Source organism: Brevundimonas sp. PAMC22021, from assembly GCF_019443405.1.
In the GTDB taxonomy this organism is placed as follows: Bacteria; Pseudomonadota; Alphaproteobacteria; order Caulobacterales; family Caulobacteraceae; genus Brevundimonas.
The window spans coordinates 2,497,345-2,517,851 of the sequence record NZ_CP080376.1; the positions used below are offsets into that span (position 1 = coordinate 2,497,345).

Below are 20,507 nucleotides of genomic sequence, written 5' to 3' on the forward strand. Positions count from 1 at the left end.
AGCGACGCCTCCTTCTTTTATCTTGCCCATCCAATCTGTCTCTGAGCGGCTGATGGCTGCTGCTTTCTCCTGATTACCAAGCCCCGGCTTCAATCAGTCGAAGAGGCGTTTTCGTTTAGACGCACATATGATTTCGATTGGACGGCCTCCGACTTTCCGATAGACGCGCTTTAGGAAACGCGGATGTACCAGAGAAATCTAACGCAGAGGCTAGAGCAGGCCCTCGCCGACACGCGGGTCGTGATGCTGGCCGGGCCTCGCCAGGCAGGGAAGACCACGCTGGTCCGCAGCCTGGCTGATCGAGGTCGCACCTATCTTACTCTCGACGATGCGACCACGCGGGCGGCGGCGCGCTCGGACCCCACAGGCTTCATCAGAGGCCTTGAGCGGGCGGTGATCGACGAGGTTCAGCGCGCTCCGGATCTCCTGCTGGCCATCAAGGCGGTGGTGGATCGCGATCCGACACCAGGTCGCTTCCTGCTCACAGGCTCCGCCAATCTGATGACGCTGCCACAGGTCGCAGACTCTCTGGCCGGTCGCATGGAGACGATGCGACTGCTGCCGTTGGCGCAGGCCGAGCTTCTTGGTCGGACCTCGTCGGTCCTGAGGCGCGCCTTCGACGGTGCAGCGCCCCAAGCAGGCGACATCATCCTCGGAGACGCTCTCGTCGAAGCGGTCCTCGCCGGCGGCTATCCCGAAGCCCTGGCTCGGAACGGCTGGACCAGACGCCAGGACTGGGCGCTCAACTATGTTGACGCCATCGTCCAGCGCGACGTTCGCGAGATCGCTGCGATCGAAAACCTCGATCGTATGCCGCGCCTGCTCCGCGCGCTGGCCGTGCACGCCGGACAGCTGGTCAACCATACGGCCGTCGGCGCGGTCATTGGCCTGAACCACGTGACGACGGCGACCTACACGGGGTTATTCGATCAGCTCTATCTGATCCGCACCTTGCCCGCATGGCACAACAACGCCCTCAAGCGTCTGACCAAGACGCCCAAGCTCCACTTTGTCGACACCGGTCTGCTCGCCGCCCTGCGCGGCCTGACGCCGGAAACGGTGGCGCGGGACCGCATCCCCTTCGGCGCGCTGCTTGAGTCCTTTGTGGTCTCCGAACTCGCAAAGACTGCAGATTGGGGCGGAGAGCGGCTGTCGTTCAGCCACTACAGGGACAAGGACGGTGCGGAGGTGGATGTCGTCATCGAGGACCGCGCCGGGCGCATCGTCGGGATCGAGGTCAAGGCGTCGGCAACAGTGGAAAGCCGAGACTTCAAAGGTCTGCGCCGCCTTGCCGAAGCCGTCGGCGACCGCTTCGTCCAGGGACTGATCCTCCATGATCACGACCAGGCCGTGCCATTTGGCGACCGACTGTGGGCCGCGCCCCTCAGCGTTCTCTGGAGCTAGGGCAGCTGGCTATCGCCGGTCGAGCCCCGACGCGGCGGTCAGGCCCGCATCGCCTAGGTGCAACCCCGCGGACCCGAAGCCAGCTTGCTGGCGGCCCGAAGGCGCCACGCTCATTAAATCGCTGACGCCATCACTTACGAAAACGGGTGAAAAAACCTGAACAGTCAGGCGCCCGTTATTTAACTGCTAATCCCTCGCAAGCGGGATCGGCCCTGAGCCGTACTCCGACCGGTATCTCCGAAATGCCCCCGTCGTTGCGACGTGATCTCGACCCGGAGACGGCCATCAGGCCAAGGCTGCAATCCTACCGACCGATGAGCGTGGCAACAAAGCAACAGTGGCTTTGCGAAATGCGATCATGCTCTCACGCCAATTCTGATGACCATGTGATGACCAGCGCTGCCGCTGAAACAAAACCGGGGCCTGCCGTTTCCAGCAAGCCCCTGATTTTATTACATTCGACTGGAGCGGGCGAGGCGATTCGAACGCCCGACCCTCACCTTGGCAAGGTGATGCTCTACCCCTGAGCTACGCCCGCACTCCGTTGAGAGCGATGTGCGCTCCCCGTCGAGGAGGGGGCGTATAGCGGAGGGTCGCGGCAGGCCGCAACCCCTTTTTTGGCCTATCGCGCTTCGCGCTGCTTGAGGCCGATTTTGCGCTCAAGCAGCGAGCCGCCGCGCGGCGAGCATGGCGCCCCCTTCGTGCGTCAGCGCGGCGCCAGGCGAATGGCGCCGTCCAGCCGGATGCACTCGCCGTTGATGTAGACGTTGCGGGCCAGCTCCAGCACCAGGGAGGCGTAGTCGGCGGGCGTGCCCAGGCGGCTGGGGAACGGAATAGCGGCGGCCAGGGCGTCCTGGATCTTCTGGTCCATGCCGGCCATCATCGGCGTCCACATGATGCCGGGCAGGATGGTGTTCACCCGCACCCCTTCCTGGGCCAGGTCGCGGGCGACGGGCAGGGTCATGGCGTAGACGCCGCCCTTTGACGCCGAATAGGCGGCCTGGCCGATCTGACCGTCCTGGGCCGCCACCGAGGCGGTGTTGACGATCAGGCCGCGCTCGCCGTCCGCCATCGGCTCCAGCGTCACCATGCCGGCCGCCGACTGCGACAGCACGCGGAAGGTGCCGAACAGATTGACCCGCACCGTGCGCTCGAAAGCCGCCATGTCATGGGCGCGGATCTCGCCGGTGTCCTTTTTGCGCGACACGGTCTTCTGGCCGGTGGCGATGCCGGCGCAGTTGATGGTCAGCCGCTCCTGCCCGTGGGCGGCGCGCGCCTTGTCGAAGGCGGCCGCGACCGAGGCGTCGTCCGTTACGTCCACCTGGCAGAAGACGCCGCCGATTTCGGCGGCGATCGCCTCTCCCTTTTCCGCGTTCAGGTCGAACAGGGCGACCTTGGCCCCGGTCGCGGCGATGGCGCGCGCCGTGCCCTCGCCCAAGCCCGATGCGCCGCCGGTGACCACTGCGGCGATGCTGCTGTCGAGTTTCATCCCTGGTGTTCCTATGTTTCTCTGAACCTGAAGTCTTGCGAAGGATTTAGCGGCCATGACCGCCAAAGCCAAACCTGAGCCGGCCCGCGCGCCGCTCGACGCCATCGACCCCAAGAAGGCGCTGGTCCCTTCCGTGCTGCGCCTCAACGAGATGCGGGTGCGCAAGGGCTTCTGGCCCAAGGTCGTGCGCACCGCCGCCCGCATCCCCTTCGCCGATCAGCTGGTCAGCGTCTGGTACGCCGCGCGCGATCCGGAAACGCCGCTGCCGGCCAAGGGCATGATGCTGGGGGCCCTGGCCTATTTCGTGCTTCCGACGGACGCCATTCCGGACATCTTCGCCGGCATCGGCTTCACCGACGACGCGGCGGTGATCGCGGCCTTGGTGGCGACGCTGGGCGCCAACATCAAGCGCCGCCATCGGGACCAGGCGTCCGACACTCTGGAACGGCTGAAGAACCAGGAGGGTTGAGGCTGACTTGGCGAGGCTGGGCGACGCAGGCTAAGCCCCTCGACCCATTGCCGACAGGAGACCGCTTTTCATGACCGCCCTGATCCTGCACGGCGGCGCCGGCGCCCGGCGCGAGCGCAACTACGACGCCGAGGTCGTGCACATGCGCGAGGTGGTCGAGGCCATGAAGGCGCGGCTGGAGGCCGGCGACAGCGCCCTGGACGTGGCGGTTGAGGCGGTGGCGATGCTGGAAGAGTCCGGCCTCTATGTCGCGGGTCGCGGCGCCTCTCCCAATCTTGCCGGCGCCTACGAACTGGACGCCAGCCTGATGGACGGCTGCGGGCAGCGGGCGGGCGCGGTGGCGGCGCTGCAGGGCTTCAAGAGCCCGATCCGCACGGCGCGGGCGGTGATGGACCGGACGCCGCACGTCATGCTGGCCGGCGAAGGCGCCGCGCTGTTCGCCCACGACCAGGGGCTGGAGCCCATCGGCGACGAGGCCGCCTGGTTCACCCATGCCGGTCAGGGTGAAGACAATCATCCGCCCAAAGGGCTCAGCCACGGCACCGTCGGATGCTGCGTGCTGGATGCGCAAGGGCGGCTGGCCGCCGCCACCTCGACCGGGGGCGTGTTCGGCAAGATGCCGGGGCGCGTCGGCGACACGCCCCTTCCGGCGGCCGGAACCTGGGCCGACGACCGTGTCGCGGTGTCCGGCACCGGACAGGGCGAGTATTTCATTCGCGTCGCCGCCGCCGGCCAGGTCGCCTGGCGCGTCGGCTCGGGCCAGTCCCTCTCCGAAGCGGCTCAGGGCGTCATCGACCAGATCGGCGACCTGGGCGGGGACGGCGGCCTGATCGCGCTCGACCGCGACGGCGCCATCACCCATCCCTTCAACAGCCAGGGCATGAAGCGCGCCTGGCTGACGCCCTCAGGCGAGATCGGCGTCGAGGTGTTTGGCCGGTAAGTTCCGTGCGGCCCGAGATTACATCTCCGTAAGGTGCGCCGGACGGGCGGCCTGCTAAGGCTTAAGCTTGAAGCCAGCGTCCGGAACCGCCACGCCATGAAAAACCGCCTGTTCGCCACCGCCGCCCTCTCGGCGCTGCTTTTGGGAGCCGCCGCCTGCGCGACCACGCCGCAGTCGAGCCCGGCCACCGTCGATCAAGCCGCAGCAGCCTCGCCGCAGCCTGCCGCCGGCGTGGTCGTGCCGCCGCTGGGCTTCGACAAGCGGGTGCTGGCGAACGGGCTGGAGGTCTATACGGCGCGCGACGCCGACACCTCCAACGTCACGGTTCAGGTCTGGTACAAGGTCGGCTCCAAGGACGATCCGGCCGGGCGTTCGGGCTTCGCCCACCTGTTCGAGCACCTGATGTTCAAGGCGACGCGCAACCTGCCGCCCGAGACCTTTGATCGCCTGACCGAAGACGTGGGCGGCTCCAACAACGCCTTCACCGCAGACGACACCACCGCCTATTTCGAGAGCGTGCCGGCCAACCACCTGGAGCGGATGCTGTTCGCCGAGGCCGAGCGCATGGGCTCTCTGGTCGTCGATGAGCCGACCTTTGTGTCGGAGCGCGACGTGGTGAAGGAGGAATACCGGCAGCGCATCCTGGCCAATCCCTATGGCCGCCTGTTCGGCCTGTTCGTGCCGGAGACCATCTACCAGGAAAGCCCCTACCGCCGTCCGGGCATCGGCTCCATCCAGGAGCTGGAGGCCTCGTCGCTGGAGGACGTGCTGCGCTTCCACCGCACCTACTATCGGCCGGACAACGCCTATCTGATCGTGGCGGGCAACTTCGACCAAGCGCAGCTGGATCGCTGGATCGATCAGTATTTCGCGCCGCTGAAGAACCCCAGCACCGCCATCCCCGCCAACAACGTCGCCGAGCCCGAGCCGGCCGGCCCGCGCGAGGTCACCTACTATGCGCCCAATGTGCCGCTGCCGGCCGTGGTGATCGCCTGGCCGACGGTGAAGTACGCCGATGCGGATCGCGCGGCCCTGACGGTGCTGGACGGCGTCCTGTCCACCGGCGAAAGCAGCCGGCTGTATCGCTCGCTGGTGTATGACAAGCAGATCGCCGCCCAGATCGGCTCCACCCCCGACTTCGCCCAGCAGGCCGGCAATCTCAGCGCGCTCGCCATCATGGCGCAGGGCCACACGGTCGAGGAAGGCGTCGCCGCCCTGAACGCCGAGATCGCGCGCCTGCGCGAACAACCGATCAGCGAGGCCGAGCTGACCGAGGCCAAGAACGAGCTGGTGGCCTCGGCGCTCCGCAGCCGCGAAACCGTGGACGATCGCGCCACCGCGCTCGGGTTCGCCCTGATCAACACCGGCGACGCCTCGGCTGCGGACCGCGAGATCGCCCAGATCCAGGCCGTCACCGCCGCCGACGTTCAGCGCGTCGCCGCCCGATACCTGACGCCGCAGCGTCAATCGACCATCCGCTACCTGCCCGCCGACGCCGCCAATCCGGCCTCGGTGCAGAAGATGAATGTGGACGCGCCGGTGACGGTCGCCGCCCTCGCCCCGGCGGGCGAGCCCGCCACCCTGCTGCCGCCCGAGCAGCGCACGCCCCTGCCCCGCCCCGGCGCAGAGGTCGCGCCCGCCACGCCGGCGGTGGCCGAGAGCCGCCTGTCGAACGGCATGCGGGTGCTGGTGGCGCCGACGCAAGGGCTGCCTCTGGTGTCCGCGCGACTAGGCTTTGACGCCGGTTCGTCCGACGATCCGGCCGGCAAGGCAGGCGTGGCCTCCCTGACCGCCGCCCTCCTGACGCAAGGCACGGCCACCCGCACCGCGCCGCAGATCGCCACCGAGATCGAGCAACTGGGCGCAAGCGTCGGCGCCGGCGCAGGCGTCGACTTCTCCAACGTCTACGCCAATGCGCCGGCCGACGTGTTCCCGCAGGCCATGACGCTTATGGCCGATCTGGTGCGCAATCCGGCCTTTGCGTCGGAGGAGCTGGAGCGGCAGCAGGCGCAGACGCTGGACGCCCTGCGCGTTTCGTTGAGCCAGCCGGGCGCCATCGCCTCGCAGGTCGCGGGCCGGGTGGTCTTTGGCGACGCGCCCTATGGCGCGCCGGGGTCCGGCACGGTGCAGACGGTGCCGACCGTGACGCCCGAGGACGTGCGCGCCTTCCACGCCGCCCGCTATCGGCCGGAGGACGCCACCCTGGTCTTCTCCGGCGACATCACGCCCGAGGCCGCGCGCGCCCTGGCCGAACGGGCGTTCGGGGACTGGCGTCCCGGCGCCGCCGCCCCAACCGCCAGCGCCAGCCCCGCCGGCCAAGCTCTTTCGCCGCGCATCGTGGTGATCGACCAGCCCGGCGCGGGTCAGGCGGCCGTGGTGGCGGCGGTGAGGGGCGTGTCGCGCACCGACGCCGACTACTTCCCGCTGACGCTGGGCAACACCCTGCTCGGCGGGGGCTTCTCCTCGCGTCTGAATCAGGAAATCCGCATCAAGCGCGGCCTGTCCTATGGGGCGGGATCGTCGCTGGGCGTGCGCGCCGACGCTGGCCTCTTCACCGCCCAGGCCCAGACCCGCAATGACGCCGTGCCGGAAGTGGCCGAACTGATCCTGCAGGAGATCGGCAAGCTGGGCGCGACCGAGCCCACGGAAGCCGACCTGGCTCCGCGCCGCGCCACCCTGATCGGCGGGTTCGGTCGCTCGCTGGAGACCGTTGACGGCCTTGGAACGCTGGTGGCCAACCTGGCGCTCTACGATCTGCCGACCAGCGACCTACAGGCCTATGTCGGTCGTGTCCGAGGCGTCACGCCGCAACAGGTGGAGGCCGCGTTCGCCCGGCATCTGCCGGTCAACCAGGCCAGCCTGGTGATCGTCGGCGACGGCAAGGTGTTCATCGACGCCCTGCGCGCCCGTCACCCGAACCTGGAAGTCGTTTCGGTTAGCGACTTGGACCTGAACACCGGCGCGCTGAAGTAGGGCTCAGCCGGACAGGCAGACGACCTGGGCCACGCGAAGATCACGGCGAAGGTCGTCCGCCACCTGGCCATAGTTGTCGACGGTGACTCGCTGGGCGAGCAGGGGCTCGTCCAGGGTCTGTTCGCCCCGGATGGCGGGGCCAAAGGTGTCCGGGGCCGTGGTGTAGATGCGGCCCCGCCGCGGCGCCTCGGCCAAGGTGACGCCCACGGCGCGGCCACGGGCGTCCAGCACCGGCGCGCCCGATAGGCCGGACAGGGTCCCGCCGAGGCCCGCGGTGCGCCCGACCTCCGCCCAGGCCAGCACCGGCTCGTCACGCGCGCCGCGCCCCAGAACCTTCAGCGTCTCGCGGCCCAGCAGTCGTGACGTGGCCTCGCCGGCGCGGCCTTGCGGAAAGCCCGGATGAAAGCCGCGCTGACCCTTGCGCAGAGGTTCGGCCGCCGCGATCGGCACGGCGGGCGGGCCGCCGTCGGTCAGCAGCAGGGCGATGTCCGCATGCGGCGCCAGGCGCACGTCCGCCGCCACCGCCTTGCCCGGCCCGACCACCAGAGCCGGCTGGCGACATCCTTCGACCACATGGCGCGCGGTGACCCAGCGTCCGCGTTCGGCGATGGAAAAGGCGGTTCCGGCCTGGGGCTTGAAGGGGGTGTCTGGGTTCTGAACCGTCACGGTCGCGTCGAACGGGGTCACGGGACCGAGCAGCGCCCCCTCCCCGTCCGGCGGCGTCGAGGAAGGCGCCGGCAGGGCGGGCGGCGCGTCCGCGTTCTCGCGGCGCAACAGCGAGAGGCTCAGCAGTACGGCCGACGCCGCCGCATAGATGGCCCAGTCCGGCGGACGGCGGTTCGCCATGGCTCAGCCCGTGAGGGCGGCGGCCAGGATCAGCGCGGTCGCGAGCTTGGCCCCCACCAGGACGATGGCCGCCGGCGCCTCGCCGTGCTCGATTCGCTGCGGCAGGCCGGTCAGCAGCGCGTCCACCACGCGAAACGCCAAGAGCTGCAGCACCACCGTGGCCACGCCCCAGATCAGGATGTCGCGCACCGAGGTCGACACCGACAGCGACACCGCCAGCGGAATGGCCAACCCCACCAGCACGCCGGCGAACGCCACCGCCGCCGCCGGATTGCCCTCGCGGATCAGGGCGATCTCCTTCCACGGCGTCAGCACGGCATAGATCGCCGCGCCCGCCGCGAGCAGCAGCAGGGTCGCGATCAGGTGCAGCACCATGACCGGGAAGCCGGAGGCGAAGGCCTGCAGCTCGGCGCTGAAGAGAGCTTGGGTCAGGGACGAGTCCATCAGGGCTCACGCTCGAGGGACCCGACGCATGCCCCATTGCCGCCCCAATCCGCAAGCGCCTCAGGGACACAGTGCGTTAGGATTTGTGTCGGTGCGCTTCTCCTCCCCATCGAAGATGGGGACGTGGATCGGCGCGAAGCCGTCGAGACGGAGCGGTTCTGTCAGGCGAAATCGACCCCTCCGTCACGAGGCTGCGCCTCGCGCCACCTCCCCATCGCTGCGCGACAGGGAGGAGAGAGGGTCAGGCCGCCGCCTGTTCGGCGCGGCGCAGGGCCGAGGCGCGGACCTTTTCGCTTTCGGACTTCAGCTGTCCGCAGGCGGCCAGGATGTCACGGCCACGTGGCGTGCGGATGGGCGAGGCGTAGCCGGCCCGGTTCAGAATGGCGGCGAACGCCTCGATGGTCTTCCAGTCCGAGCAGCCGTAGTCCGTGCCGGGCCAGGGATTGAACGGGATCAGGTTGATCTTGGCCGGGATGCCCTGGATCAGCCTGACCAGCGCCCGCGCCTCTTCCGGGCTGTCGTTGACGCCCTTCAGCATCACGTACTCGAACGTCACTCGACGCGCATTGGACAGGCCCGGATAGGCGCGAATGGCGGCCATCAGCTGGTCCAGCGGATACTTCTTGTTCAGCGGCACCAGCTGGTCGCGCAGCGGATCGTTGGTGGCGTGCAGGCTGATCGCCAGCATCGCCGCGGTGCGCTCGCCCAACGCCTGCAGCTGCGGCACGACGCCCGAGGTCGAGACCGTGATCCGCCGCCGCGACAGGGCGATGCCCTCGTTGTCCGAGATGATGTCGATCGCGTCAGCGACATGGTCCAGATTGTACAGCGGCTCGCCCATGCCCATGAAGACGATGTTGGACAGGCGGCGGTCCTCCTTGGGCGACGGCCATTCCTCCAGGTCGTCGCGCGCGACCTGAACCTGGGCCACGATCTCGGCGGCGGTCAGGTTGCGGACCAGCTTCTGCGTGCCCGTGTGGCAGAAGGTGCAGTTCAGGGTGCAGCCGACCTGGGACGACACGCACAGGGCGCCGGCGCGGCCGACGTCGGGAATGTAAACCGTCTCGATCTCGATGCCGGGCGCGGTGCGGATCAGCCACTTGCGCGTGCCGTCCTTGGACACCTGCCGCTCGACGATCTCGGGACGGGCCAGGGTAAAGGCCGACGCCAGCGCCGCGCGCGTGTCCTTGGCGATGTCGCTCATCTGGGCGAAATCGGTCACGCCATAGTGGTGGATCCAGCGCCATACCTGGGAGGCGCGCATCCGCGCCTTCTCCGGCGGGCAGACCCCGGCGTCGATCAGCGCCTGACGCAGGGCCTCGCGCGTCAGACCGGACAGGTTGACGGGCGTCTTGAGAGCCGGGCTGGAGGCGCGCGAAAGGTCGAGCGTGACGCTCACGGACGAAGTTCCCTTGGAGTTCAGCCGTCCCTTATAGCACAAAGGCGGGCTTTTGCATGGCTGTCGACGTCGAGCCATCGTCACCCGCCGCAACTGCGGCTAGGGTCGGGCGTCTTGAAAGGGTCGTTCATGCCGACTGCCTCTGATTTCGCCCGAACGGCCATGGCCGCGACCTTGATGCTTGCAGCCTCCGGCGCGGCCCTTGCGCAGACGCAGCCGGCCTATCCGCCGTTCGACGCGAAGCGCGGGGTGTTCAGCTTCGCGGGCGGGCTGGAGAAGTCGCTGCCGGCGGTGGTGCAGGTGACGACGCTGGGTCAGTCGCGCGGGCCCAGCTCGGCCGACGATCCCAAGCCGTTCTCTTCCGGATCGGGCGTGATCATCGACGCGGGCCAGGGCATCGTCGTGACCAACAACCATGTGGTCCAGGGCGGGCGCAAGTTTACGGTGGACCTGACCGACGGCCGGCTGTTCGACGCCGTGCTGGTGGGGGCCGACAAGGCCACCGACATCGCCGTGCTGCGGATCGAGCCGGACGGCCGCCCGCTGGACCTGACCCAGGTGCGGACCGTCGATTCCGACACCCTGCGCACCGGCGACCTGGCGTTCGCGGTCGGCTATCCGCTGGGGCTGGACCAGACCCTGACCATGGGCGTGATCTCCGGCCTCAATCGGTCAGGCCTGGGCGATGCGGTCGAAGACTATATCCAGACGGACGCGGCGGTGAACTCGGGCAACTCGGGCGGGCCGCTGCTGGACAGCCAGGGGCGGCTGATCGGCATCAACACCTCCATCCTGTCGGGCGGCGCGGGCGGCGGCAACGACGGCATCGCCTTCGCCGTGCCGACGCGCATCCTGCAGACCGTGACCGAACAGCTGCGCGCAACCGGCAAGGTCCGGCGCGGCACGGTGGGCGCCATCTTCGGCTCCCTGACGCCGGAGCGGGCGCGCGAACTGGACCTCAACATCGTGCGGGGCGCGGTGGTGCTGGACGTGGCTCCAGGCTCCGCGGCCGATCGCGCGGGCCTGCGGCGCGAAGACGTGCTGACGCGGATCAGCGCCCGACCGGTGGTCAACTCAGGCTCGGTGCTGGCCACCGTGGGCCTGTCGACGCCCGGGACGGAGCTGGCGGTGGATTACCTGCGGGACGGCCGCTCGGCCTCAACGCGGATGTCGGTGGCGGAAGCGCCTGGCGACGAGACTGAAGATCAGCCCGCGACCCCGACGACCTGACGGCCAGACAGCAGAACGCCCGCTCTGCCGGGAGGGGGAGGGGATGGCGGAGCGGGCGTCTGCTTGGAGGAAGCACCGGCCCGTCGAAGCCCTTTGGTGGAAACATCCAGGGGGCTGGGGGGCTGTTCAGGATCCGGACGCTTCCGAACTCCGACAGGCCGATGATGCTTCTGTCGCGCCGCAACCGGGCGGGCGAAGGACCGAAACGGGGCCATTTCGTGGTGCGGCTCGGTCGGTCGATCGCCGGGGTGGCGCCCGGACGTCGGTCGCCTAGATTGTGGTCATGAGCCTCGACACCTCGCCCGACCGGCCGCTCGCCGGCCCCGTCTTCTTCGACCGACGTGAACTGGACCTGGTGCTCAGGGTCTATGGGCGGATGGTGGCGCAAGGGGAATGGCGCGACTATTCGGTCGCCGGCCACAAGGATTTCGCCGAGTTCGCCGTCTTCCGTCGTTCCGGCGATGCGCCTCTGTACCGCATTGAGAAACGGCCGGCGCTGCAGGCCAAACAGGGGCAGTGGGCGGTGATCGGCGAAGGCGGCCAGATCCTGCGTCGCGGTCGGGACCTGGCCCAGGCGCTGCGCGTCTTCGACGCCCGCAAGTTCAACGTGGTGGAATAGAAAAAGGGCCCCCTCGCAGGGGCCCTTTCCACATCCGCCTGTTGCAGATCGTCAGTTCCGGTTGCCGCCGGTGAAGGCCAGCAGAAACTGGAACAGGTTCACGAAGTTGATGAACAGGCTCAGGGCGCCAAAGCCGGTCGCCACGCCCAGCGCGTTTTGGTCCGCGCCGATGGCGTAGTAGGTCATCTTCAGCCGCTGGGTGTCATAGGCGATCAGGCCCGCGAAGATCAGCACGCCGATGGCGGAGATGATCAGGTAGAAGGTCCCCGACTGCAGGAACATGTTGACGATGGAGGCGACGATCAGGCCGATCAGGCCCATGATCAGGAACGTCCCCATGCCCGACAGGTCCTTCTTGGTGGTGTAGCCCACCAGGCTCAGACCGCCGAACGCCGCCGCCGTCACAAAAAAGGTCGTGGCCAGCGAACCGCCGGTGTAGCGCAGGAACAGCACGCCGAGCCCCGCGCCGATCGAGGCGACCACCGCCCAGTAGAGCATGTTCACGCCCCGGGCCGTCGGGTTCTTCATGAAGAACATCGAACCGAACAGCAGCACCAGCGGCGAGAAGGCCACGATCATGCCGAGCAGGGTATAGCCGACGCGACCGTCCGGCGTGACCTGGAACATCAGCTGCTGCACGGCCGGCACGTTGCCGGTGACGTAGGCGAGCACGCCCGCGACCACCAGGCCGATGGCCAGCTTGTTGTAGACGCCCAGCATGAAGGCCCGCAGACCCGCATCAACGGACATGTCCGCCGTCTGCGGCAGCGGCCGGGCGTAGCCGTTGTTGAAATCGCTCATCGCGACACGTTTCTCCCAATGGCGCCGGCAAGACGTCGCCGGTCGCATGATGCCAATATCGGAACCTCGCGGTCCGCTCGCAAGCAGAACCAGGCTTATCAGCAGCGGTTCCGGCCGCTACCAACGGTCGCATGCCTCGCCTGTTCACCGCCCTGACCCTGCCGCCGGACGTCGCCGAGGTGCTGCAGCGACGCCAGTCCGGCCTGCCTGGGGCGCGCTGGCGCCCGCCGGAGGCGCTGCATGTAACGCTGGCCTTCTATGGCGAGGCGCAGGAACGACAAGCGGACGACCTGGCGTCGGAGTTGGCGCGCATTACCGGCGGACCGTTCGAGATCGCGCTTTCGGGCGTCGGCGCCTTCGGCGACGCGCATCGGAGCCACACCCTGTGGGCCGGGGTCGTCATGCCCAATGAGCCGCTGTCGGTGCTGGCCGGCCGCTGCAAAAAGGCGGGCGAGCGGGCGGGTCTGACGATGGAGGCGCGGACCTATCGTCCGCACGTCACCTTGGCCTATCTGAAGCCGCAGGCGAACCCGGACCGCATCGGCGCCTGGATGGCCGGGCACAACCTCCTGACCTCCCCGCCGATCCGCACCGATCGCTTCGGCCTGTATTCCAGCGTTCTGACGCCGGGCGGCAGCCATTACGAATTGGAACGGGAGTATCTGCTGTGACCACATCGCCGGTGCTGGGCCCGACGCTTCACACCGCACGGCTGATCCTGCGTCCGCCCGCACTGGAAGATTTTCCGCGCTGGTGCGAGCTGATGGCCGATCCGGACAGTGCCCGCTTCATTGGCGGCGTGCAGTCACGCCACGAGGTGTGGCGCAGCATGGCCGCGACGGCCGGCATGTGGGCACTGCATGGCGAGGGCATGTTCTCGGTCATTGAGCGGGTGAGCGGCCTGTGGCTGGGTCGGATCGGGCCGCTGCATCCCTATGACTGGCCTGGCCGCGAGGTCGGCTGGAGCCTGCATCCGGAGGCAACCGGCAAGGGCTATGCGGTCGAGGCCGCCGCCGCGGCGATGGACTACGCCTTCGACGTCCTCGAATGGCCGAACGTCATCCACTGCATCGATCCAGACAACCACGCCTCGGCGGCCGTGGCGCGGCGGCTGGGCTCGCACAATCGCGGCCCCGGCCGACTGCCCGCACCCTTCACAGATCATGCAGTCGATCTGTGGGGTCAGACGGCGGCGGAGTGGCGAGAGAGCCGAAAGGCGCTGTGTTCCTGAACGGCGCCGCTTGCGACAGGAACGGACAGCGAACATAAGTCCGTCATGTCTGCCGCCGTGCATCTGGAATTGGTCTTCAGCCGCCCCGAGACGACGCTGGGGGTGACGCGCGGGGCCGCGCGGCTGATGTCGGACATGGGCTATGCGCCGCTCCTAGAGGTGTGCCTGCCGAACGGGCGACGCGCCGATGTGATGGCCCTGGGTCCCAAGGGCGAGATCGTCATCTGCGAGGTCAAGTCCGGGATCGAGGATTTCCGCTCGGACCGGAAGTGGAGCGAATACGCGCCCTTCTGCGACGCCTTCTACTTCGCGGTGGCGCCGGAGTTTCCGCTGGACGCCTTGCCGGACGAGCCGGGCCTGATCGTGGCCGACGGCTTTGGCGGCGCGGTGGTGCGGGAGGCTCAGCCGGTTCCGCTGGCGCCTGCGCGGCGAAAGGCCCTGACGCTGGCGTTCGCACGGCTGGGCGCCATGCGATCGCTGAGGGCGTGAACGGAACCTCCGCTCGCCGGTTGTTCAGGCTCGACACACACCGAGAAAGGACATCCGATGGCGGACAAGGACGAACACCCGACCGGCCCAGGCGCGGGCGAGGAGAACGACGGCCTGCACAAACCGGTCAAGCCGTCGCCCGAACTGGCGGAGGTCGTCGGCGAGGGTCCGATGGGCCGCGCCGACGTGGTCAGCGCGCTGTGGGACTACATCAAGAAGAACGATCTTCAGGACAGCCAGGAGATCAAGGCCGACGACAAGCTGAAGGCCGTGTTCGGAAAAGACCGCTTCACCATGTTCGAGATGAACGCGATCCTGTCGGATCACCTGTCCGACGCCTGATCGAAGCGGTCTAGCGAGGCGCCCGCTTGGCCAGGATGCGCTGCAGGGTGCGGCGGTGCATGCCCAGCCGACGGGCGGTCTCCGAGACATTGTGGTCGCAAAGTTCGTAGACCCGCTGGATGTGCTCCCAGCGCACGCGGTCGGCGCTCATCGGGTTTTCCGGCGGCTCCGGGGCCTGTTCGCCGCTGGCCAGCAGCGCCTTGGCCACGTCGTCGGCGTCCGCGGGCTTGGACAGATAATCGACGGCGCCCGCCTTGACCGCAGCCACGGCCGTGGCGATCGCGCCATATCCGGTCAACATGACGATGCGGGCGTCGGCGCGGCGTTCGCGCACCGCCTCGACGACCTTCAGGCCGTTGCCGTCCTCCAGCCTCATGTCCAGCACCGCAAAGGCGGGAGCGCCCGTTCGCAGCTGCTCGGTCGCCTCGGCGACCGATCCGGCGGTCGTGACCTCAAATCCTCTTGCCTCAAGCGCCCGGCCCAGCCGGGTCCGCAGCGCCTGGTCGTCGTCCAGCAGCAGCAGCGACTTGTCGGGCAGGGCTTGGACGCGGGATTCCAGGTCGGACATGAGGGCCTTTCGCTTCTCTCTACGTTCAAGTCGGCGCCGAGACCTTTGCGGTCAAGCGTGATGCGACTGCGACCTTTCGCCCCGATCCCAGCCGCTGGGCGCCTCAAGCGTCGCTCGGGACCAGCGGACGGCGACCCGGGCGCCGCGTCCGCCGCGCTCTGAAGCCAGCCCCTGCCCCACGCTGACCTGGCCGCCGCTGCGCTCCAGCAGCGTGCGCGCGATAAAGAAGCCCAGACCCATGCCGCCCTGGCTGGGTGCGATGGGAGCGTCCGCATCCTCGCGCGGCCGTCGGGCGCGGCCCGACCGCGCCGCCTCAGCGATCTGGGCCGCCAGCGCCCGTCTCGCCTTGCCGTGCGGACGACTGGTGACATAGGGCTCGCCCAGGCGCGGCAGGATGTCGGAGGAAAAGCCCGGCCCGTCGTCCAGGATGTCGATCTCGATCCAGCCGGCGTCCACCACCGCGCGCATGACCACCCGCGAGGCGGCGAAATCGGCGGCGTTCTCGACCAGGGTGGACAGGCCGTGGACGATCTCGGGCATGCGCTTGACGCGCGGCGCGACCTGGCCGGGCGGGGTCTTGACCTCCAGGACGAACTGAAGATCGAAGCCGCGATGCGGCGCCGCCACCTCCTCGATCAGGGCCTTGAGGCCGACGTCGGCATAGAGGACGCGGTCCTCCTCCGGCTCGGCCGACAGCTGGGCCAGGATGCCGCGACAGCGTTCGGCCTGTTGCAGGATCAGGGCCGCGTCCTCGGCTGCCGCGCTGTCGGCGGGCGAGGCGCGCAGCAACTCCTTGGCCACGACCTGGATGGTCGCCAGCGGCGTGCCCAGCTCGTGCGCCGCCGCCGCCGCGAGGCCGCCAAGCGCGGCCAGCCTCTGCTCTCGCTGCAGCACGTCCTGGGTGGTGGCCAGCGCCAGCTCCAGCTTTTCAGCGTCCGTCGCCACCCGCCACGCATAGCCGGAGGTGAACACCACCCCCGTCACCAGCGCGGTTCCCAGCCCCAGCCGGTAAAGCAGCGGCAGCTGCAGATGTTCGTGCAGCCGCCAAGGCAGCGGCAGCGACCAGAAGAACAGCACCACCACCGCCGTCAGCGCCATCAGCCCCAAGACGCCCGCGTGGCGCGCGGGCAGCGCCGCCGCCGCCACCGTGACGGGTGCGACCAGCAGCACGCAGAACGGATTGTCGAGCCCGCCAGTCAGGCCCAGCATGACGCTGAGCTGCAGGATGTCGAAGCCGAGCTGCAGCCCCGTCTGGCGACCATCCGGCAGGCTCTGGTCCAGTCGCCGCGCCCGCGCCATCAGGCCCAGGTTCACCGCCGCCGAAAAGCCGATTACGCTGAGGCACGGCCACAGCGGCAGAGGAAAATGCAGGGCGAAATAGGCCCACAGGATCGCCGAGGTCTGGCCCAGCAGCGCCAGCCACCTGATCACGATCAGGGTGCGAAGCGACAGGCCCCGCCCCCGCCCCGTCGTCTCGCGCGGCCGTGCGCGCCAGCCGGACAGGTCGGCGGCGGCTTGCGACGATGGATGGGCTTCTGGATGGCTCACCGAGCTTCTATAGACCGATGGACCGTAATCGGAAAAAGAACCGCCCATGCCCCGCCGCTCCATCCTGCTGTTCGCGGGCGCCTGCATCGTCATCGCCGTGGCGCTGGCCATCGTCACCCTGGTGGTGGTGTCCGGCCGCGAGCGTGCGGCGGGCGGCGACATGGCGGCGACCGGACAGCCGCTGGTCGGCGGCGACTTCCAGCTGGTCAATCAGGACGGCCAACCCGTCGATCAGACGATCCTGAACGGCAAGTGGAGCCTGGTCTTCTTTGGCTTCACCTACTGCCCCGAGTTCTGCCCCACGACCCTGGCCGAGATGGCGGCGGTGCAGCAGCAGCTGGGCGAACAGGCGCGCGACCTGCAGATGGTGTTCATCAGCATCGATCCGGAGCGCGACACGCCGCGGGCGCTGAAGGACTATCTGTCCTCCGACGGCTTCCCGCAGGGGACCATCGGCCTCACCGGCACGCCTGAGCAGGTGGCGCAGGCGGCCCGCGCCTATCGCGCCTTCTACCAGAAGGTCGGCGAGGGCGAGGGCTATACGATGAACCATGCCCTGACGGTTTACGTGATGGGTCCGGACGGCAAGTTCCGCGCCACCCTGGGCTATGGGCTGGGACCGCAGAAGGCGACGCAGATCGTGCGCGACGCCATGGCGCGCGGCTGAGGCGCTGCTGGCGCCGTTGGTGACCTATCGGGACGGAGATCGGCTGCGGCTGGGTCTAGAGGGTCCCACGGTGCGGCTGTCGGTCAATCCCCGCGCCAGACGACTGTCGATCCGCATCGATGCGCGGGCTGGCGAGGCGGTGGTGGTCGCGCCGCGCGAGCGGTTGCTGACGCAGGGCCTGGCCTTTGCCCGCACCAAGGCGGGCTGGATCGCGGACCGGCTTGATGCGCGACCCGACGAGGCGCCGCTGCTGCCCGGCGGCGTGGTGATGCTGAAGGGCGCGCCCTTTCGCCTGGTCGCCACGGGCGGCGCGGGCGCGGCCCGGCTCGGTCGGACAGCCGATGGGGCGGCCATCCTGTCGGGCGGAGAGGGCGAGGCCTTCTCCCGACGCGTGGAGAACCTGCTGAAGCGCCAGGCGCGCGACATCCTGACCGCCCGCACCGACGCGCATCTACGCACTCTCGCCAAGGAAGCGGGTCCGGGTCCGGTTCGCGTCTCCATCGTCGACACGCGGTCGCGCTGGGGCTCGTGCAGCCCGCACAATCGCTCGATCCGCTACTCCTGGCGGGTGGTGATGGCTCCGGAGCCGGTCATCGACTACCTAGCCGCGCACGAGGTCGCCCACCTGGTCCACGCCGACCACAGCCCCGCTTATTGGAGCGTGGTCGAGCGACTGGTCGGCGATCACAGGCCGTATCGGCGCTGGCTGCGCGAGCACGGCGCGGCGCTGCACGCCGTTGGGCGCTGAACGGTTTCCTTAGAAGAACATCGTGCCGGGGCGGCGCTCAGGCTCCGGTCGGGACGGAGGCGGGATCTCGACGCCGCCGCGCGAGGGACCCGGCTGCGGCGAGGTCGGACGCACCACCGGCGGCCCGTAGCCGGGCTGCGGCTGAGGCGCCGGCTCGGCAGGGTCGCCGTAGAGATCGCCCTCGTTCGGATCGACAGGCTCCGACGGTTGGCCGCCGACCTCGTCGCCCATGCCTCCGCCAAGCCCGCTGAGCAGGTCGCCGACCGGATCGGGGGCCTGCCAGCCATCCGGCATCGGCGGGCCGCCGGGGATCGGCTGGACGGCCAGGCGCGGCAGGGCCGCCTCCATGAAGCCGCGCCAGATGGCGGCGGGCGCCGCGCCTCCGGTGACGCCGCGCATGGCGGTGTTGTCGTCCTTGCCCGTCCAGACGGCGGCGACGAAGCCGCCGGTGTAGCCGACGAACCAGGCGTCCTTGTAGTCGGAGGTGGTGCCGGTCTTGCCCGCGATGTCGCGCCCGCCGATCGCCGCCGAGCGGCCGGTGCCGCCGGTGACCACGCCCTTCAGCATCTGGTTCAGATAGGTCAGCGGCGGGTTGTTGATCGACTGACCGCCGCCGGCTTCGGACCGCTGGTAGATCACCCGTCCCTGCGGGGTGCGGATGCGGCTGACGCCGTAGGGCTCGACCCGCCGGCCGCCATTGGCGAAAGCGTCATAGGCGGCGGCCATGTCGATGGGCGACACCTCGACCGCGCCCAGCGCCATGGCGGGCTCCAGCCCGATGCGACTCTGGATGCCCAGGCGGCGCGCCACCCGCGCCACGCTGTCGCGGCCGATCTGGTCGGCGACGGAGGCGGCCACCGTATTGGTCGATTGCGCCACCGCCTGGGCCAGCGTCATCTGGCCGACATAGCCGCCGGAATAGTTGCGGGGCGACCAGTTGCCGATGGTCACCGGCTGGTCCACCACCTGCGTCGAGGGGGTATAGCCGGCCTCCAACGCCGCCAGGTAAACGAACGGCTTGAAAGCCGAGCCGGCCTGCCGGCGCGCATCCACCGCCCGGTTGAACTGGCTGTCGGCATAGGAAGCGCCGCCGATCATGGCGCGGACCCGCCCGTCGCCATCCAGCGCCACCAGCGCCGCCTGCTCCACGCCCTTGCCCTTGTCACGGTCCAGGATTCGGCGCACCGAGCGTTCGGCCGCCGTCTGCAGCGTCAGGTCCAGCGTCGTCTCGACCACCATGTCCTCGGTCGGTTCGCCGACCAGGCCGCGGATCGACTTGTCCAGCCAGTCGATGAAATACTGGGCGTGCTGGGTCGCCAGGGTGCGCGAGACGATCACCGGCTGGGTCACCGCCTGCTCGCGCTGGGCCGGGGTGATGACGCCGGCCTCTTCCATTTCGTTCAGGACCACGGTGGCGCGGGTCGCCGCACGCTCGCTCTCCGACACCGGCGAATAGCGCGAAGGCGCCTTGAGCAGGCCGGCCAGCAGCGCCGCCTCTCCGACCGTCAGCTGACGCGCGCTCTTGTCGAAATAGCGCTGCGACGCCGCCTCGATGCCATAGGCGCCCGCGCCGAAATAGACCCGGTTCAAATAAAGGGCGAGAATCTCCTTCTTGGTGAACTTCAGCTCCAGCCATACGGCGAGCATCAGCTCCTGCACCTTGCGGCGCATGTTCTGGTCAGGCGTCAGGAACAGGTTCTTGGCCAGCTGCTGCGTCAGGGTCGAGCCGCCCTGCACCACCCGCCCGGCGCGCATGTTGGTGACGATGGCGCGCGCCATGCCGACGGGATCGAAGCCCGGGTGGTGATAGAAGCGCCGATCCTCGATGGCGATGAAGGCGGCCGGCACATAGTCCGGCAGGGCGTCGAGGTCGGCCGGCGGCGCCTGCTGGGTGCCTCGCGTGGCGATCAGGGCGCCGTTGCGGTCCAGATAGGTGATCGAGGGCTGGCGATCGACCTCATAGAGGCTGGAGGTGTCCGGCAGGCCGCGCGCGAAGACGGCGAAGAAGACGACCAGGAAGATGAGCCCCCAGACCGCCAGAACCGTGCCCCAATAGAGCAGTCGCTGAAACGGCGTACGCCGGGGCCGACGACCTCCGTCATCCGCCTGTCCGCCCCCGTAGACTGGACCCGCCATCCAAACCTCTCATGCTCGCGCGATGCGGCCATAGGGCCAGCGGGAGATGTATCCCGGATGAACCGACGCCGATACGGCCGCGCTCGACAAGCGCGGCCGTTCACGGGAGCGTGAGCATCCATTTCGCCGAAAGAAAGGCGTCGAGATGACGAGCCGGCCGTCGC

General features: G+C 69.0%; 20 protein-coding genes and 1 tRNA gene. 12 read left to right on the forward strand and 9 right to left on the reverse strand.

Going from position 1 to position 20,507, the window contains the following annotated elements; genetic code table 11:
- Positions 1-183 precede the first annotated feature (183 nt).
- On the forward strand, positions 184-1,404 hold the full coding sequence (locus KY493_RS12325) for an ATP-binding protein (protein ID WP_219896621.1): 1,221 nt from the start codon (positions 184-186) through the stop codon (positions 1,402-1,404).
- A 463-nt stretch (positions 1,405-1,867) separates the two neighbouring features.
- Here the strand turns inward: KY493_RS12325 and KY493_RS12330 are convergent.
- Together KY493_RS12330 and KY493_RS12335 are read right to left on the reverse strand one after the other, a co-directional pair.
- Positions 1,868-1,942, reverse strand: a tRNA-Gly gene (locus KY493_RS12330).
- 168 nt (positions 1,943-2,110) lie between these two features.
- Entirely contained in the window at positions 2,111-2,893 is a 783-nt protein-coding gene (locus tag KY493_RS12335; protein ID WP_219896622.1) for an SDR family NAD(P)-dependent oxidoreductase, read from the reverse strand.
- Between the two features lie 55 nt (positions 2,894-2,948).
- On the opposite strand from KY493_RS12335, the gene KY493_RS12340 reads away from it, so the two are divergent.
- The 3 genes from KY493_RS12340 to KY493_RS12350 all read left to right on the forward strand — a co-directional run bounded on the left by KY493_RS12340 (position 2,949) and on the right by KY493_RS12350 (position 7,275).
- A complete protein-coding gene (locus KY493_RS12340; protein WP_219896623.1) occupies positions 2,949-3,362 on the forward strand; it encodes a YkvA family protein in 414 nt (137 codons plus the stop codon).
- 70 nt (positions 3,363-3,432) lie between these two features.
- Positions 3,433-4,302: an isoaspartyl peptidase/L-asparaginase family protein gene (locus tag KY493_RS12345; protein ID WP_219896624.1), complete on the forward strand. Its 870-nt coding sequence runs from the start codon at positions 3,433-3,435 to the stop codon at positions 4,300-4,302.
- Positions 4,303-4,398: 96 nt separating this feature from the next.
- Complete coding sequence (locus tag KY493_RS12350; RefSeq protein WP_219896625.1) at positions 4,399-7,275, forward strand: pitrilysin family protein; 2,877 nt, start codon at positions 4,399-4,401, stop codon at positions 7,273-7,275.
- 3 nt (positions 7,276-7,278) lie between these two features.
- Here KY493_RS12350 and KY493_RS12355 read toward each other — a convergent pair whose 3' ends face one another.
- The 3 genes from KY493_RS12355 to rlmN form a co-directional block, all read right to left on the reverse strand.
- Entirely contained in the window at positions 7,279-8,121 is an 843-nt protein-coding gene (locus tag KY493_RS12355; RefSeq protein WP_219896626.1) for a serine protease, read from the reverse strand.
- A gap of 3 nt (positions 8,122-8,124) precedes the next feature.
- Complete coding sequence (locus tag KY493_RS12360; RefSeq protein ID WP_219896627.1) at positions 8,125-8,565, reverse strand: DUF350 domain-containing protein; 441 nt, start codon at positions 8,563-8,565, stop codon at positions 8,125-8,127.
- Between the two features lie 241 nt (positions 8,566-8,806).
- Positions 8,807-9,964, reverse strand: a complete 1,158-nt coding sequence (gene rlmN / locus KY493_RS12365) for a 23S rRNA (adenine(2503)-C(2))-methyltransferase RlmN (protein WP_219896628.1) — start codon at positions 9,962-9,964, stop codon at positions 8,807-8,809.
- Between the two features lie 129 nt (positions 9,965-10,093).
- Between rlmN and KY493_RS12370 the strand changes: the two genes are divergently transcribed.
- Positions 10,094-11,194, forward strand: a complete 1,101-nt coding sequence (locus KY493_RS12370; RefSeq protein WP_219896629.1) for a S1C family serine protease — start codon at positions 10,094-10,096, stop codon at positions 11,192-11,194.
- Between the two features lie 283 nt (positions 11,195-11,477).
- Positions 11,478-11,813, forward strand: coding sequence for a DUF2794 domain-containing protein (locus tag KY493_RS12375; protein ID WP_219896630.1), 336 nt, complete (start codon positions 11,478-11,480; stop codon positions 11,811-11,813).
- A 51-nt stretch (positions 11,814-11,864) separates the two neighbouring features.
- On the opposite strand, the gene KY493_RS12380 is transcribed toward KY493_RS12375, so the two are convergent.
- Positions 11,865-12,614, reverse strand: a complete 750-nt coding sequence (locus KY493_RS12380; protein WP_219896631.1) for a Bax inhibitor-1/YccA family protein — start codon at positions 12,612-12,614, stop codon at positions 11,865-11,867.
- A gap of 131 nt (positions 12,615-12,745) precedes the next feature.
- On the opposite strand from KY493_RS12380, the gene thpR reads away from it, so the two are divergent.
- The 4 genes from thpR to KY493_RS12400 are packed head-to-tail and all read left to right on the forward strand — an operon-like array spanning position 12,746 to position 14,676.
- Complete coding sequence (thpR, locus tag KY493_RS12385) at positions 12,746-13,285, forward strand: RNA 2',3'-cyclic phosphodiesterase (RefSeq protein WP_219896632.1); 540 nt, start codon at positions 12,746-12,748, stop codon at positions 13,283-13,285.
- Positions 13,282-13,845, forward strand: a complete 564-nt coding sequence (locus KY493_RS12390) for a GNAT family N-acetyltransferase (protein WP_219896633.1) — start codon at positions 13,282-13,284, stop codon at positions 13,843-13,845. The genes thpR and KY493_RS12390 overlap by 4 nt, the downstream gene beginning before the upstream one ends.
- 45 nt (positions 13,846-13,890) lie before the next feature.
- Complete coding sequence (gene mmcB, locus KY493_RS12395; protein ID WP_219896634.1) at positions 13,891-14,334, forward strand: DNA repair putative endonuclease MmcB; 444 nt, start codon at positions 13,891-13,893, stop codon at positions 14,332-14,334.
- A 57-nt stretch (positions 14,335-14,391) separates the two neighbouring features.
- Positions 14,392-14,676, forward strand: a complete 285-nt coding sequence (locus KY493_RS12400) for an SWIB/MDM2 domain-containing protein (protein WP_219896635.1) — start codon at positions 14,392-14,394, stop codon at positions 14,674-14,676.
- A 10-nt stretch (positions 14,677-14,686) separates the two neighbouring features.
- Here the strand turns inward: KY493_RS12400 and KY493_RS12405 are convergent, their stop codons facing one another.
- Both KY493_RS12405 and KY493_RS12410 read right to left on the reverse strand, forming a co-directional pair.
- Complete coding sequence (locus KY493_RS12405) at positions 14,687-15,244, reverse strand: ActR/PrrA/RegA family redox response regulator transcription factor (RefSeq protein ID WP_219896636.1); 558 nt, start codon at positions 15,242-15,244, stop codon at positions 14,687-14,689.
- 51 nt (positions 15,245-15,295) lie between these two features.
- Positions 15,296-16,792: an ActS/PrrB/RegB family redox-sensitive histidine kinase gene (locus tag KY493_RS12410; RefSeq protein ID WP_255567891.1), complete on the reverse strand. Its 1,497-nt coding sequence runs from the start codon at positions 16,790-16,792 to the stop codon at positions 15,296-15,298.
- A 46-nt stretch (positions 16,793-16,838) separates the two neighbouring features.
- Here KY493_RS12410 and KY493_RS12415 point away from each other — a divergent pair, with 46 nt between their 5' ends.
- Positions 16,839-17,459 carry an SCO family protein gene (locus KY493_RS12415; RefSeq protein ID WP_219896638.1) on the forward strand — a complete coding sequence of 207 codons (621 nt, stop codon included), beginning with the start codon at positions 16,839-16,841 and terminating at the stop codon, positions 17,457-17,459.
- A gap of 19 nt (positions 17,460-17,478) precedes the next feature.
- Entirely contained in the window at positions 17,479-18,207 is a 729-nt protein-coding gene (locus tag KY493_RS12420) for a M48 family metallopeptidase (protein WP_219896639.1), read from the forward strand.
- A gap of 9 nt (positions 18,208-18,216) precedes the next feature.
- On the opposite strand, the gene KY493_RS12425 is transcribed toward KY493_RS12420, so the two are convergent.
- Positions 18,217-20,343: a transglycosylase domain-containing protein gene (locus KY493_RS12425; protein ID WP_219896640.1), complete on the reverse strand. Its 2,127-nt coding sequence runs from the start codon at positions 20,341-20,343 to the stop codon at positions 18,217-18,219.
- Positions 20,344-20,507 lie beyond the last annotated feature (164 nt).

Bases quoted from the DNA above. Each gene is read 5' to 3' on its own strand.
- KY493_RS12325 (WP_219896621.1), top strand. From the start codon at position 184: ATGTACCAGAGAAATCTAACGCAGAGGCTAGAGCAGGCCCTCGCCGAC.
- KY493_RS12335 (WP_219896622.1), bottom strand. From the start codon at position 2,893: ATGAAACTCGACAGCAGCATCGCCGCAGTGGTCACCGGCGGCGCATCG.
- KY493_RS12340 (WP_219896623.1), top strand. From the start codon at position 2,949: ATGACCGCCAAAGCCAAACCTGAGCCGGCCCGCGCGCCGCTCGACGCC.
- KY493_RS12345 (WP_219896624.1), top strand. From the start codon at position 3,433: ATGACCGCCCTGATCCTGCACGGCGGCGCCGGCGCCCGGCGCGAGCGC.
- KY493_RS12350 (WP_219896625.1), top strand. From the start codon at position 4,399: ATGAAAAACCGCCTGTTCGCCACCGCCGCCCTCTCGGCGCTGCTTTTG.
- KY493_RS12355 (WP_219896626.1), bottom strand. From the start codon at position 8,121: ATGGCGAACCGCCGTCCGCCGGACTGGGCCATCTATGCGGCGGCGTCG.
- KY493_RS12360 (WP_219896627.1), bottom strand. From the start codon at position 8,565: ATGGACTCGTCCCTGACCCAAGCTCTCTTCAGCGCCGAGCTGCAGGCC.
- KY493_RS12370 (WP_219896629.1), top strand. From the start codon at position 10,094: ATGCCGACTGCCTCTGATTTCGCCCGAACGGCCATGGCCGCGACCTTG.
- KY493_RS12375 (WP_219896630.1), top strand. From the start codon at position 11,478: ATGAGCCTCGACACCTCGCCCGACCGGCCGCTCGCCGGCCCCGTCTTC.
- KY493_RS12380 (WP_219896631.1), bottom strand. From the start codon at position 12,614: ATGAGCGATTTCAACAACGGCTACGCCCGGCCGCTGCCGCAGACGGCG.
- thpR (WP_219896632.1), top strand. From the start codon at position 12,746: ATGCCTCGCCTGTTCACCGCCCTGACCCTGCCGCCGGACGTCGCCGAG.
- mmcB (WP_219896634.1), top strand. From the start codon at position 13,891: ATGTCTGCCGCCGTGCATCTGGAATTGGTCTTCAGCCGCCCCGAGACG.
- KY493_RS12400 (WP_219896635.1), top strand. From the start codon at position 14,392: ATGGCGGACAAGGACGAACACCCGACCGGCCCAGGCGCGGGCGAGGAG.
- KY493_RS12405 (WP_219896636.1), bottom strand. From the start codon at position 15,244: ATGTCCGACCTGGAATCCCGCGTCCAAGCCCTGCCCGACAAGTCGCTG.
- KY493_RS12415 (WP_219896638.1), top strand. From the start codon at position 16,839: ATGCCCCGCCGCTCCATCCTGCTGTTCGCGGGCGCCTGCATCGTCATC.
- KY493_RS12425 (WP_219896640.1), bottom strand. From the start codon at position 20,343: ATGGCGGGTCCAGTCTACGGGGGCGGACAGGCGGATGACGGAGGTCGT.